At 73.4% G+C, this 12,502-nt stretch carries 13 protein-coding genes; 8 read left to right on the forward strand and 5 right to left on the reverse strand.

The genetic code is table 11. The features are described 5' to 3' along the window. Positions 1-4: 4 nt before the first annotated feature. From ACWGL3_RS26140 to ACWGL3_RS26150, 3 genes are all read right to left on the reverse strand, one after another. Entirely contained in the window at positions 5-1,150 is a 1,146-nt protein-coding gene (locus ACWGL3_RS26140) for a winged helix DNA-binding domain-containing protein (RefSeq protein ID WP_267950144.1), read from the reverse strand. 231 nt (positions 1,151-1,381) lie between these two features. Beyond that, positions 1,382-2,353, reverse strand: coding sequence for a CPBP family intramembrane glutamic endopeptidase (locus ACWGL3_RS26145; protein WP_267950392.1), 972 nt, complete (start codon positions 2,351-2,353; stop codon positions 1,382-1,384). A gap of 53 nt (positions 2,354-2,406) precedes the next feature. Next, complete coding sequence (locus ACWGL3_RS26150) at positions 2,407-2,970, reverse strand: DUF3887 domain-containing protein (RefSeq protein ID WP_267950391.1); 564 nt, start codon at positions 2,968-2,970, stop codon at positions 2,407-2,409. Between the two features lie 276 nt (positions 2,971-3,246). Between ACWGL3_RS26150 and ACWGL3_RS26155 the strand changes: the two genes are divergently transcribed. The 6 genes from ACWGL3_RS26155 (at position 3,247) to ACWGL3_RS26180 (ending at position 9,066) form a co-directional block, all read left to right on the forward strand. Then, on the forward strand, positions 3,247-4,401 hold the full coding sequence (locus ACWGL3_RS26155) for a Gfo/Idh/MocA family protein (protein WP_267950143.1): 1,155 nt from the start codon (positions 3,247-3,249) through the stop codon (positions 4,399-4,401). Then, complete coding sequence (locus ACWGL3_RS26160) at positions 4,398-5,558, forward strand: dihydrodipicolinate synthase family protein (protein ID WP_267950142.1); 1,161 nt, start codon at positions 4,398-4,400, stop codon at positions 5,556-5,558. The genes ACWGL3_RS26155 and ACWGL3_RS26160 overlap by 4 nt, the downstream gene beginning before the upstream one ends. Beyond that, entirely contained in the window at positions 5,555-6,475 is a 921-nt protein-coding gene (locus ACWGL3_RS26165; RefSeq protein ID WP_378552104.1) for a sugar phosphate isomerase/epimerase family protein, read from the forward strand. Before ACWGL3_RS26160 ends, ACWGL3_RS26165 begins: the two co-directional genes overlap by 4 nt. 70 nt (positions 6,476-6,545) lie before the next feature. Further along, a complete protein-coding gene (locus ACWGL3_RS26170) occupies positions 6,546-7,451 on the forward strand; it encodes a 5-dehydro-4-deoxyglucarate dehydratase (RefSeq protein ID WP_267950141.1) in 906 nt (301 codons plus the stop codon). 2 nt (positions 7,452-7,453) lie between these two features. Continuing rightward, entirely contained in the window at positions 7,454-8,542 is a 1,089-nt protein-coding gene (locus tag ACWGL3_RS26175) for a mandelate racemase/muconate lactonizing enzyme family protein (protein ID WP_267950140.1), read from the forward strand. A gap of 137 nt (positions 8,543-8,679) precedes the next feature. After that, a complete protein-coding gene (locus tag ACWGL3_RS26180; protein WP_267950139.1) occupies positions 8,680-9,066 on the forward strand; it encodes a DUF2784 domain-containing protein in 387 nt (128 codons plus the stop codon). A gap of 160 nt (positions 9,067-9,226) precedes the next feature. On the opposite strand, the gene ACWGL3_RS26185 is transcribed toward ACWGL3_RS26180, so the two are convergent. After that, the gene (locus tag ACWGL3_RS26185) at positions 9,227-10,012 is read right to left on the reverse strand and encodes a hypothetical protein (protein ID WP_452461905.1); all 786 of its coding nucleotides are present in this window, start codon (positions 10,010-10,012) and stop codon (positions 9,227-9,229) included. 229 nt (positions 10,013-10,241) lie between these two features. On the opposite strand from ACWGL3_RS26185, the gene ACWGL3_RS26190 reads away from it, so the two are divergent. Beyond that, complete coding sequence (locus ACWGL3_RS26190) at positions 10,242-10,730, forward strand: GNAT family N-acetyltransferase (protein ID WP_267950137.1); 489 nt, start codon at positions 10,242-10,244, stop codon at positions 10,728-10,730. 96 nt (positions 10,731-10,826) lie between these two features. On the opposite strand, the gene ACWGL3_RS26195 is transcribed toward ACWGL3_RS26190, so the two are convergent. Then, positions 10,827-11,393 (reverse strand): TetR/AcrR family transcriptional regulator, encoded by a 567-nt coding sequence (locus ACWGL3_RS26195; RefSeq protein WP_267950136.1) that lies wholly within the window; start codon positions 11,391-11,393, stop codon positions 10,827-10,829. Positions 11,394-11,496: 103 nt separating this feature from the next. Between ACWGL3_RS26195 and ACWGL3_RS26200 the strand changes: the two genes are divergently transcribed. Continuing rightward, on the forward strand, positions 11,497-12,502 hold a 1,006-nt coding region (locus tag ACWGL3_RS26200), incomplete at its 3' end, for an NmrA family NAD(P)-binding protein (RefSeq protein WP_452461906.1).

Below are 12,502 nucleotides of genomic sequence, written 5' to 3' on the forward strand. Positions count from 1 at the left end.
GTTGTCAGGCGTGGGGGCCCACGGTGACGGTGTCGAAGGCCGGGCGCGGAGAGGCCTGGAGGATGCGCCCGACCCGTTCGGCCTGCTCGGCGACGGCGTCGCGCCGTGCCGGCGGGAGCGGGGCCAGGGCCTCCACGGTGATGTCGAGGTGACGGCCCGACCGCCGCTGGTGCCAGACCCCGGCCGCCAGACCGTCCACGAACAGGACGGGGTGGGTCCCGGCCTGGCCCCGGGCCAGCGCACGCCGGCGGGCCGGACCGGGGAAGACCACGTCGCGCGGGTGGCAGCCCACGGTGTAGGCGTCGAAGTAGGGCAGCAGCAGGACCTCCGGGGCGGGTGCGGGAGGGGCGGCGGCGTCCCCGGCGACCTGGTAGAGGGTGGCGCCCTCCACCTCGACGGGTTCGACGAGCCCGCCCATGGACGCGAACAGCTCGACCGCCCAGCGCCTGGGCGCGGAGAGCCACTGGGCGAAGTGCTGGGGCGTGGCCGGGCCGTAGGCGCGCAGGTAACCGGTCAGCACGTGGGCGAGGGCCCGTTCGGTGTCGGCCGGAGCGGTGTCCGGCAGCCATCGGCGGGGGCTGGTGTAGGTGACCTTGCGGCCGCGCATCGGGCCGAAGCACAGGGAGCCGCGGTTGGCGAGGGTGTGGGTGGCCTGCCGCCAGCGCGGCCACTTGGCCTGGAAGGCGTCCATGACGGGGTCGGCCGCCCAGGAGCCGACCCGCTCGGCCAGGGCCTCGGTGAGCTCGTCCACGGTCATCTCGGTGTCGGCGAGGACGGCGGCGGACGCCTCGACCAGTTCGTCGGTCTGCTCGGGGGTGAGCAGCGCCCCCTTGGGGGAGGGGTTGCCCGCGCGCTGGGCCGCCGAGAGCGCCGCGGTCCACAGCGGCAGCTCGCGGGTGGGCAGCAGGTGGACGGTGCCGCGCGGGCCGAAGGTCTTGACCAGCTCGTGGGTCTCCCACAGGGCGGCGCGCACATGCGTGCGGTCGGCGTCCTCCAGGCGCAGTCCGAGCGACACCTCGGCCGCCGGCATCACCTGGGCGTGGACCCCGCACATGGCGCCGACCACGTCGGCCGCGCTCGTGCCCGGGGAGGTGAGCGCATGGCGCCACAGGCGTCGTGCGGTCATGTCCTGCCAGGTGGGGGCGCCCATGGGTCTCCTCGGGGTGCTGGGGTGCGCCCCCACTCTAGGAACCGTTCAGGTCAGGAACTGTCCTCCACCCGGCGTGCGGTGACTTTCTCTGCGACCGCGCTCGCGGACGTCCTGACGCCGGGGGCTCCGGGTCGGCCGGGCCCTGTGGGCGACCCCGGCCGCGCAGGGCCCCGGTGTTCCTCCGTCTGCCACCGCCGCACCCGTCCTCGGAGGCCTCAGCGGCCGTTGCGGCTACTCACCGGTCGCCTGTCCCGTCGCCGGGCGTTCGGGGGGACGGCCCTTCTGCGACGGCGGGGTGGACGGGTGCTTCGCGGAGGAGAACTGTCCCGTGGCGACCAGGACCACGACGAGCGCGAGCGGCACGATCCATCCGCTCCAGCCCAGGACCGTCGCCTGCGTGGTGTCGACGTGCTCTCCCGCCTTCGCGAAGAGGAGGTAGGACCCGCCCGCCCCGTTGAACGCGGCATGTGCGAGGGCCGCGGGCCACACGGACCCCGATCGGAGCCTCAGCCAGCCGAAGACCGCGCCGATCAGAACGCACATGCCGACCATCGCGGCCAGGCCGAGCCAACCCGGCGCATCGGGGTAGTTGTACCCGAGGAGGATGAGCGGCGCGTGCCACAGGCCCCAGATCACACCGGAGACCAGGAGGGCCGGCAGGGTGCCGAGCGGCATCAGCTTCGGGAGCAGCCACCCCCGCCACCCGAGTTCCTCGCCCAGTGCCGGGATGAGGTTGACGAACGCCGCCAGGGGGAGTGCGGCGAGCTGGACGGCGATGAGCGCGCCGATCGGCATCGGGATCCCGGCAGCCCCTGCGGCGCCCGCCTGCTCGTCGAGGACCTGCTGGAACGCGGAGAAGTTCGCGAAGTCGGCCGGATAGACCCCCAGCAGCGCACCGACCGGGAGCGCCACCAGGACCAGAGCGATGGACACGAAGATCCCCAGCGCCCCGTAGCCGAGCAGCCCGCGGACCGGTCTCAGCGGCCACACCCCGAGTTTCCACGCCTTGTGCTTCGGCCGCTCCACGAAGAACACGACGACGAGGGCGGCGATCGCGGGGGTCGCCATCGTGGCGGTCGCCACGAGGGGGAACCAGGGGCCGGCGAGCCCGTCACCGAACCAGAGCGGGAGCGCGAGGAGCCAGGCGAGCGCGAACGCCAGGGCGGTGAACACGCCGACGGATCGCAGATCGCGGCCGTTCATGCGGGGCCCGCCTCGGGCCGCGGTCGCCTTCGATCCGAGCTGAGGTCTGATGGTCATGGCGTCTGCCCTTCGAGGATGTGCAGGCCGGCGATGGCGCGGTCGTCGCGGAACGAGATCCGTGCCGTGTAGTCGCCCGCCTCGAACGAGAGCGGCGTGTTCGTGATCGTCACGTCGCCGGCCCGGGTGACCTCCGGCTCCCCACGCCCTTCGAAAGCTCCCGACAGGCCGATGATCTGCGCCCACGCGGCCGCGAGCGCCTCCTCCGACAGGCCGTCGCGCATGGCCGGATCGAACTGCTCGGTGACACGCGTCCATTGCCCGGAAGCGAGGTCCCCGATCACCGACGCGGCCAGTTCGGCGGCGCCGGGGAGTGGCGTGGTGTTCATGGGTTCTCCTGTTCGGGGATCGATCGGTTTGCCATAGCGCTGAAACGCCGCTTGCCTGCTCACGCCGAGCGCGTCACCGATGACCTGCCACGTGGCGCCGTTCCGGCGCGCCTGCTGCACGACAGCGCGCACGACGTCGTCGGCGGCCGCCTGCATGCTCACGGCACGCCCTATCGCGTCGGCCCAGTCGTCGTCCTTCGTCAGGACGCGTGACGCGAGGAACGCGTCCAGGCGCGTCTTCACGACCTTCAGCACATCTGTCAAATTTCCTTGCACATGTAAAGGGTACCTTTACAAGCGGACCGCGCGCCAGGGGGTGCGCGGCGCCGCCCGCCCGCTCCTCCGGGGCGCCACGACCCCCTGTCCGGCGGGAACGCCCCCGGTGCGCGGGGGTTTTCCGCGGTTTTCCTCCTCGGAGCCCCTTGCGGCACCTCCGGCCCACTGGTGTGGACGGACGGTTTGCCGTACGCTGGAAAGCGCTTTCACAAGGAGAGGTGGTAACAACCCATGAGTGATCACGTGCTGGGTGTCGCCATGAACGGCGTCACCGGACGCATGGGGTACCGGCAACACCTGACCAGGTCGATCCTGGCGATCCGCGAGGCCGGAGGGGTTCCCCTGCCCGACGGCTCCCGGATCATCCCCGAACCCGTGCTGGTCGGGCGCTCCGAGCGGAAACTGCGCGAGATCGCGGACCGGCACGGCATCGAGCGCTGGACCACCGACCTGGACTCGGTTCTCTCCGACGACCGGATCTCGATCTACTTCGACGCGCAGATCACGCACGCCCGCGAGGCCGCGGTGCGCGCCGCCATCGCCGCGGGCAAGCACGTCTACGTCGAGAAGCCCACCGCGAGCACGCTCAGCTCAGCGCTGGAACTGGCCAAGCTCGCCCGCGACGCGGGCGTGCGCAACGGCGTCGTCCAGGACAAGCTCTTCCTGCCCGGACTGCTCAAACTGCGCCGGCTGGTCGAGAGCGGCTTCTTCGGAAAGGTCCTTTCCGTCCGGGGTGAGTTCGGCTACTGGGTCTTCGAGGGCGACTGGCAGCCCGCGCAGCGGCCCAGCTGGAACTACCGGGCCGAGGAGGGCGGCGGCATGGTGCTGGACATGTTCCCGCACTGGCACTACGTGCTGGAGCACCTGTTCGCCCCGGTGCGCACGGTCACCGCCAAGGTGGCCACCCACATCCCGCAGCGCTGGGACGAGGAGGGGCGCGCCTACCAGGCCACCGCCGACGACTCCGCCTACGGCATCTTCGAGCTGGAGGGGGGCGTCATCGCCCAGATCAACTCCTCCTGGAACGTGCGCGTCAACCGCGACGAGCTCGTGGAGTTCCAGGTCGACGGAACCCACGGCAGCGCCGTGGCGGGGCTGCGCTCCTGCCGCTTCCAGCACCGCGCCTCCACCCCCAAGGCCGTCTGGAACCCCGACCTGGAGGACCCCGCCAGCTACCGCGAGCAGTGGGAGGAGGTCCCCGACAACACCGACTTCCCCAACGGGTTCCGCGCCCAGTGGGAGGGCTTCCTGCGGCACGTGGTCCTGGACGCCCCGTTCCCGCACGACCTGCTCTCCGGCGCGCGGGGCCTGCAGATGGCCGAGGCCGGGCTGCGCTCGGCCCAGAACGGGCACACCGTCGAACTGGACGAGGTCACCCTGACGTGAGCACACTGCGCCTGCCCTCCCCCGACGGCGCCGTCGCGCCCTACACGCTGACCGGCGCCCCCGCCGACACCTCCCCCCTGCCGCCCGCGCGCTCCCGCGTCGCCTACGCGGCGGCCCACGTGGTCGCCGACCCGGCCGCCCCCAACGCGCCCGGGGCCCCCGCCCGCCTGGACTGGGAGGCCACCCTCGCCTTCCGCCACCACCTCTGGGACCAGGGGCTGGGCGTCGCCGACGCCATGGACACGGCCCAGCGCGGCATGGGCCTGGACTGGGAGGCCACCGCCGAGCTGATCCGCAGGTCGGGGGCGGAGGCCGCCGCGCGCGGCGCCGCCCTGGCCTGCGGGGTGGGAACCGACCAGCTCGATTCTTCCCATGTCGACCTGGAAAGCGTTATCACGGCCTATGGGGAACAGCTCGACGTCGTCCAGGGCGCCGGTGCCACACCCGTCCTGATGGCCTCGCGGGCCCTGGCCGCCGTCGCCCAGGGGCCGGGGGACTACGCCAAGGCCTACGGCCGCCTGCTGCGGCGGGCGGAGCGCCCGGTCGTCCTGCACTGGCTGGGCACCGCCTTCGACCCGGCCCTGGCCGGGTACTGGGGGTTCGCCGACCCGGCCGAGGCGATCGAGCCCGTGGCCGCGCTGATCGCCGAGCACGCCGACGCGGTGGAGGGCATCAAGGTCTCCCTGCTCGACGCCGCCCTGGAGGTCCGGCTCAGACGCCTGCTCCCCGAGGGCGTGCGCCTGTACACCGGCGACGATTTCAACTACCCCGACCTGGTGCTGGGCGACGAGCAGGGCCACTCCCACGCCCTGCTCGGGATCTTCGCCGCCATCGGACCGGCCGCCGCCCGGGCGCTCGCGGCGCTGGACGAGGGCGACACCGGACGCTACCGCGCGCTGATGGACCCGACCGTCCCCCTGGCCCGGCACCTGTTCGCCGCGCCCACCTTCTACTACAAGACCGGCATCACCTTCCTGGCCTGGCTCAACGGCCACCAGAAGGGGTTCCACATGGTGGGCGGCCTGCACAGCGCCCGCGACCTGCCCCACCTGGCCCAGGCCCTGCGCCTGGCCGACGCCGCCGGGGTCCTCTCCGACCCCGACCTCGCCGCGGCGCGCATGCGTGCCCTGCTCCAGGTGTCGGGGGTGGACCAGTGACCACGTACCCGCCCCACGGCGCCGCCCCGGTGGTGCCCGGCGCCGTCGACGTCCCCTCCGGCCTCCCCGCGGCCGTGGACACCCCGGAGCCGGGCGACCCCCGGCTCGCGCGGCTGTCCCTGAACCAGGCCACCGTCAAGCGCTGGAGTCTGACCCAGGCGGTGGACGGGTGCCTGCGCGCCGGGCTGCCCGCCATCGGCCTGTGGCGCGAACCGGTCGCCGAGACCGGGCTCGCCAAGGCCGCTGACCTGGTGCGCCGCAGCGGTCTGCGGGTCTCGTCCTACTGCCGTGGAGGGTTCCTCACCGGTGGGGACAGGGCCGCCGCGCTGGAGGACAACCGCCGGGCCGTCGACGAGGCCGCCGAGCTGGGCGCGCCCTGCCTGGTCATGGTGGTGGGCGGCATGCCGGACGGGGACCGCGACCTCGCCGGCGTGCGCGAGCGGATGGTCGAGGCCCTGGCCGAGCTCGTCCCGTACGCGGTCGAGCGCGGTGTGCGCCTGGCCCTGGAGCCGCTGCACCCGGTGTTCTGCGCCGACCGCGCGGTGCTGTCCACCCTGGGGCAGGCCCTGGACGTGGCCGAACGCTTCGACGCCGAGGCGGCGGGCGTGGTCGTGGACGCCTACCACGTGTGGTGGGACCCGCAGGTGTGGACCCAGATCGAGCGGGCCGGGGCGGGCGGGCGCATCGCCTCCTTCCAGGCCTGTGACTGGGTGGTGCCGCTTCCGGCCGACAACCTGCTGGGCCGGGGCATGGTCGGTGACGGCCACGCCGACGTGCGCGGCCTGCGCCGGGCCGTGGACGCGGCGGGGTACGACGGGGACATCGAGGTGGAGATCTTCAACCGGCAGGTGTGGGACGCCGACGGCGACGACGTCATCGCCACCCTGGTCCGGCGTCACGTGCAGCACGTCCTGTGAGGTCCTGCGGACCTCGCCGGGGCCGCCCGTACCCGGGGCGGCCCCGATCCCTCAACAGTCAAGGAGCGGCATGAACTTCGAAGGAATCCTGTTCTTCCCCCTCACCCCCTTCGACTCCGGAGGAGGCGTCGCCGAGGCCGTGCTGGCCGAGCACGTGGCCTCGGGCGTGGAGCACGGGGCCGGCGGGGTGTTCGCGGCGTGCGGTACCGGTGAGGTGCACGCCCTGTCGGCCGCCGAGCACGCCGCGGTGGTGCGGCGGTCGGTGGAGGTCACCGCGGGGCGTGTGCCCGTGGTGGCCGGTGCGGGCGGCAGCGTCGGCACCGCGGTCGAGCAGGCCCGCGCGGCCCGGGAGCTGGGCGCGGACGCCGTCCTGCTGCTGCCCCCCTACCTGGTGGGCGCCCCGCAGCGGGGACTGGTGGAGTACGTGCGCACCGTGACCTCGGCCGTCGACATCCCGGTGATCGTCTACCAGCGCGGATCGATGGTGTTCACCCCTGAGAGCGCCGCCGAGCTGGCGGCGATCCCCACGGTGGTGGGCATCAAGGACGGGGTGGGCGACCTCGGGCGCATGCACCAGATCGTCCTGGCGGTGCGCGAGGTGCGCGGGGACGAGTTCACGTTCTTCAACGGGCTGCCCACGGCGGAGCTGACCGTGGCGGCCTACCGGGGTGTGGGTGTGCCGCTGTACTCGTCGGCGGCGTTCGCGTTCGTGCCCGAGGTGGCGAACGCGTTCTACACGGCCTTCCACGCGGGGGACCCGCTCGCGGACCGGCTGTTGTCCGGGTTCTTCGAGCCGCTGGTGCGGCTGCGCGACCGGGTGCCCGGGTACGCGGTGTCCCTGGTCAAGGCGGGGGCGCGGCTGCGCGGGGTGGAGGCGGGCGGGGTGCGGGCCCCGTTCACCGACCCCACGGCCGAGGAGGTGGCGGCTCTGGGCGAGCTGATCGAGACGGGCCTGTCCCTGGTGAAGGAGGGCTGACGGTGCGTGTCACCGAGGTCGTGGCCCGTGCCTTCCGGCTGCCGCTGCACCGGGCTTGGGACGGCGGGGTGGACCGCAACGACGTGGTGGTGGTGCGGGTGGCCACCGACACGGGGCTGGTCGGCACGGGTTTCTCGTGGACCCCGCTGATCGGGGCCCGTGCGGTGGCGGCTCTGGTCAACGACGACCTGGGCCCGGTCCTGTCGGGGGGAGCGGCGCACCCCTCCCGGTGGGACGAGCTGCGCTGGCACCTGCGCGAGGCGGGGACCAGCGGGCTCACCCTGATGGCGCTGGCCGGGGTGGACATCGCCCTGTGGGACCTGTCCGCCCGTGCGGCGGGGGTGAGCCTGGTCGACCTGGTGGGCCGGCGCCGTGACTCGGTGGAGTCCTACGGCAGCGGGGTCAACCTCGACTACTCGCTGCCGGACCTGGTGGAGCAGGTGCGGGGCTGGGTCGGGGCGGGGCACCGGGCGGCCAAGATGAAGGTGGGCTCGGCCGAGATCTCCCGCGACGTCGAGCGCGTGGGCGCGGTGCGGGAATCGCTGGGGCCGGAACGGTTGTTGATGGTGGACGCCAACCAGCGCTGGGACGTGCCCAGGGCGGCGCGTGCGCTGCGCGCGCTGGAACCGTTCGATCCGTACTTCGTGGAGGAGCCCCTGCCCGCCGAGGACCTGGAGTCGCATGCCCGGCTGCGCGAGCGGACGGGCACAGCTTTCGCGATCGGTGAGAACCTGCGCACGGCCGCGGAGTTCGAGCGGGCCGTGGACCTCGGTGTGTGCGACGTGGCGCAGCCCAACGTGGTGCGGGTGGGCGGGGTGACCCCGTTCCTGCGGATCGCGGAGTCGATGGCGCGCCGCGGCGTGCCGGTGGCTCCGCACCTGTTGCCCGAGCTGTCGGGCCAGTTGGCGCTGTGCCTTCCCCGGGTGGCCATGGTCGAGGACATCGACCGTGCCTCCTTCGCCGCGCTGGGAGCGTTGGCCCGCCCCAGCGGGGTGGAGTTCGACCGGGGGACGGTGCGCGCCGACACCGGGCTCGGCCACGGCCTGGTGTTCGCCGACACGCTCACCCCGGTCGCGGACCCCTCCCCCTAGCACAGGGTCCGCGACCGTGCACCGGGGCGCCCTCCGCAGGTCGGGGGGCGCCCCGGCGCGGTCATGAGCACGGGTACTCAGAGGGGGTGGGTGCGGGTGCCGATGTGCGCGGCGCCGCCCCGGCCTAGGTTCGGGGCATGCCCTACCTCCTCCTCGGCCACACCGCGATGGTCCTCCACTTCGCGTTCCTCGGCTTCGTCGTCCTCGGCGGGTTCCTGGCCTGGCGATGGCCCCGGCTGTTCCGGGTGCACCTGGTGGTCGCCGCCTACGCCCTGGGCATCGTGATCGTCGACTGGCCGTGCTTCCTGACGGAGATCGAGAACTGGGCCCGGCTCAACACGGGTCGCCCGGTGATGGAGTTCGGCTTCATCGACTTCTACCTGACGGAGCGCCTGTACCCCCGCGAGCACCTCATGACCTCGCGCTGTGTGATGGCCGCCGTCGTGGCCGCGGCCTGGGCGGGTGTGTGGGTGCGCCGCCGGCGCGCCCGGTCCGGTGGCGGTGCCTCCGCACCGGCGGCCTGAGGGCGGTGACGGGCAGAACTCGGCCGGGGACCGTACGACGGCCCCGGGATCGTTCTCCATCGAGGACGTGCGCAGTGCGGGCGCCGGGTCGAGGGGGTGGCGGGGGTCCGCCGCGGCGGCCGGTGCCCTCCAGGACCGGGCGCCCCGGACGCGGGGCTGGTCAGGAAGTGGTGGTCTCCGTCGCTGCCTGGTCGTAGGCGCGGATGCCCGCGCTGATCGCGTGCATGGTCCACAGGTAGTACTCGTCCCAGTCGTACAGGTCGACCTCACCGGGGTCGGGGAAGGCGATTCCCAGCTCGTCGTAGGCGTTGGCCAGTGCCCAGCGCGCCGACGCCTCGTGCTCGAGGTCGTAGCCGTTGTTCTCGTTCAGGACCTTGCGCGCCCGCTCCAGGACACCAAGGGACTCGGCCTCCTCGGTCAGCCAGTCGCGGAAGCGCTGCTCGGACCAGGAGCGGGCGGTGCCGGCGTCCAGCGTCTGTGCCCAGTAGGCGGGGTCGACGCCGCTGAAGCGGAAGCTGCTGAAGATGTCGGGGGAGCCGTTGGCGAAGACGAAGGCGCCGTGGTCGCCGCGCACCATCAGCCCACCGGGGAAGGCGTGCAGATCCCACCAGGCTGTGCCCTGTTCGAAGTGCAGGTGGCGGTATCCGGCGTTGTCCATGCGCACGTCCATGGTGAACCCCGCGCTGTCGCGGGCGAACGCCTGCTGGGCGCGGTCGAGTTCGGCGGTGGTGATCATCCGGGGTTCGTCCACGGGTGCGGTGCGATCGGTCGGGTCGATGCCGGCGGCGCGCAGGTCGGCGTGGACGGTGTCGCGGCCCACGCCGTGGCGGATGGCCAGGGCGCGGATGTCGCGGTCCCCGCGCCGCCAGGCGGCGGCGATGTCGCGGGCGCGCTGCTCGGCGACGGCTCTGCGGGCGGTCAGGGGTGAGGTGGTGCGGTCGTTCATGGGCACAGCCTGTGTTGGACAAGACGACATGTCCAATCACTCGTCATGTCCGAATAAGCGGACACAGGGGGTGTTCGGGGGTGGGTCGAGTACGCCGGAAAACGGCAATGGGCTGGTCGACGGCCCTGAGCGCGAGCGCGTTGGGGGGTCTGCTCCCCGGTGGAGGCCACCGGCTTCGCCTTGCGGAAACCGGTTGCGGAGGACGGCGCCCGCCAGCATGCTGGCAGGCATGCAGATCCGTGAGGCCGCTTCCGCCGACTGGCCCGCCATGTGGGCCTTCATGCGCCCCGTCATCGCCGCGGGGACGACGTTCACGTGGGAGACCGACCTCGGTCCGGAGGAGGCGCGCGAACGCTGGTTCCCGCCCCCGCCCGGACGCACGTTCGCGGCCGTGGACACCGACGGGACGGTGCTGGGCACCGCCAACTCCGTCCGCAACCACCGCGGGCCCGGTTCGCACATCGCGAGCGCGAGTTTCATGGTCGACCCCGCCCACGGCGGGCGCGGTGTCGGCCGTGCGCTGGCCGCCCACGTGCTGGACACGGCCCGCGCCGACGGGTTCCGCGCGATGCAGTTCAACGCGGTCGTGGAGACCAACACCCGCGCGGTCGCGCTGTGGCGCTCCCTGGGCTTCACGGTCGTGGGCACCCTGCCCGAGGGGTTCGCGCACCCCGAGCACGGCTACGTCGGCCTGCACATCATGCACCGCAGGCTCTGAGCCAGGGCCGCCGGCCCGCGTTCCGGCGGCGGCACGGACCGGTCGGGCCCGCACCCGGGGCCGGGGGAGTCGGCGCCCGCCTCCGCGCCGCGCCCGTCATCCCTGCGGGAGAACTCCCGCCATGGTCAGACCGAGCATCCGGTCCGCCTCGGCGACGGGGTCGGGGTGGTGTTCCGTGGCCAGGGTGATGCCGGTGACCAGGGTGACCAGATCCTCGGCCGTCACGCCCGGGGCCACCGCTCCCGCCTCCGCGGCGCGCTCCACCAGCGGTTCCCCGGCAGCGGCGAGCTCGTTCGCGCAGGTGTTCCCGTGCTCCGCGTCGGCGGAGGCTCCCGTGTCGCGGAGCAGCGCCACGGCCAGTCCCCGGGTGGACGCGCCGTACTCGGTCACGGCGCGCAGCCACTCCAGGAGCGCGGTCCGGGCGTCGGCCGTGCTTCCCAGGTCCCGCGCGTGGGCGCACAGGGCCTCGATCCGTCCGCGGAAGACCGCGTCCAGCAGGGCACGGCGGTTGGGGAAGTGGCGGCGTACGGTGGCCGATCCGACCCCCGCGACGCGGGCGATCTGCTCCAAAGAGGCGTCCGCGCCGTGCGCGGCGATCTCCTCCTCGGCCACGGCGAGCAGGCGGGCGTGGTTGCGCCGGGCGTCCGCGCGCTGGGCGGGCATGGTGTCACCTCTGCGGTTGCTAAGTGGCGGGGCCCTCCGTATCTTAGCGGACAAGAAACGGCGGGCCCCGCCGTTTAGCGGTGCACACCCGAGGAGCGACCCCATGTCCACCGATTCCGCACCCGTCCTGGTCACCGGCGCCACCGGCCGCCAGGGCGGCGCCACGGCCCGCGCCCTGCTCGCGGCGGGCGTCCCCGTCCGCGCCCTGGTACGGGACCCCGCGACCGACCGGGCCAGGGCCGTCGAGGCGCTCGGCGCGGCCCTGGTCACCGGCGACCTCCGCGACCGCGACTCCGTGGCCGGGGCCGCCGAGGGGGCCCGGGCGGTCTTCTCGGTCCAGCTGCCCGAGATGAGAGGGGACTCCGTCGACTTCGAGGGCGAGGTGGTCCAGGCCGCCAACCTGATCGCGGGCGCACTGGCCGCGGGCGTGCCGCAGTTCGTGCACACGTCCGTCTCCGGAGCCGGGCAGCACACCGGCATCGCCGGATGGGACGAAGGCCGCTGGACGGCGCTGGAGCCCTACTACACCGCCAAGACCGGGATCCAGGACCGGGTGCGGGAGGCGGGGTTCCGGCACTGGACGATCCTCAAGCCGGGCTTCTTCATGGAGAACTTCCTCCCGTCGATGGCGTTCCTGTTCCCCCGCGGAGTCGAGGGCGGTCTGGTGAGCGTGCTGAAGCCCGGGACGCCGGTGTCCCTCGTCGCCGTCGACGACATCGGCGGGGCGGCCGCCGCGGCGGTGGCCGCCCCGGAGCGGTTCCACGGGGTCGAGCTGGAGCTGGCGAGCGACCACCTGACCATGACCGAGATCGCGCGGACCCTGTCACACGCCCTGGGGACCGATCTGGGCGCGCCCGACATGAGCACGGCGGAGGCGGTCGCCGCGGGGATGCCGGGGATGGGGGCGTCGCACGAGTTCATGAACGTGACCGGCCAGCCCGCCCGGCCGGAGTTCGCGCGGGCCCTCGGCATCCCGCTCACGACCTTCGCGGAATGGGCGGACCGCTACCTGCGCACCGCCGTCAGTTGGAGGGTGATCCAGACGGCCTTGAGGATGGTCGGCGCGGTGAAGAACTGCGCGAAGACGTTCCATTCCCAGCCGGGGTTGG

It is taken from the genome of Nocardiopsis sp. NPDC055824 (genome assembly GCF_053616335.1).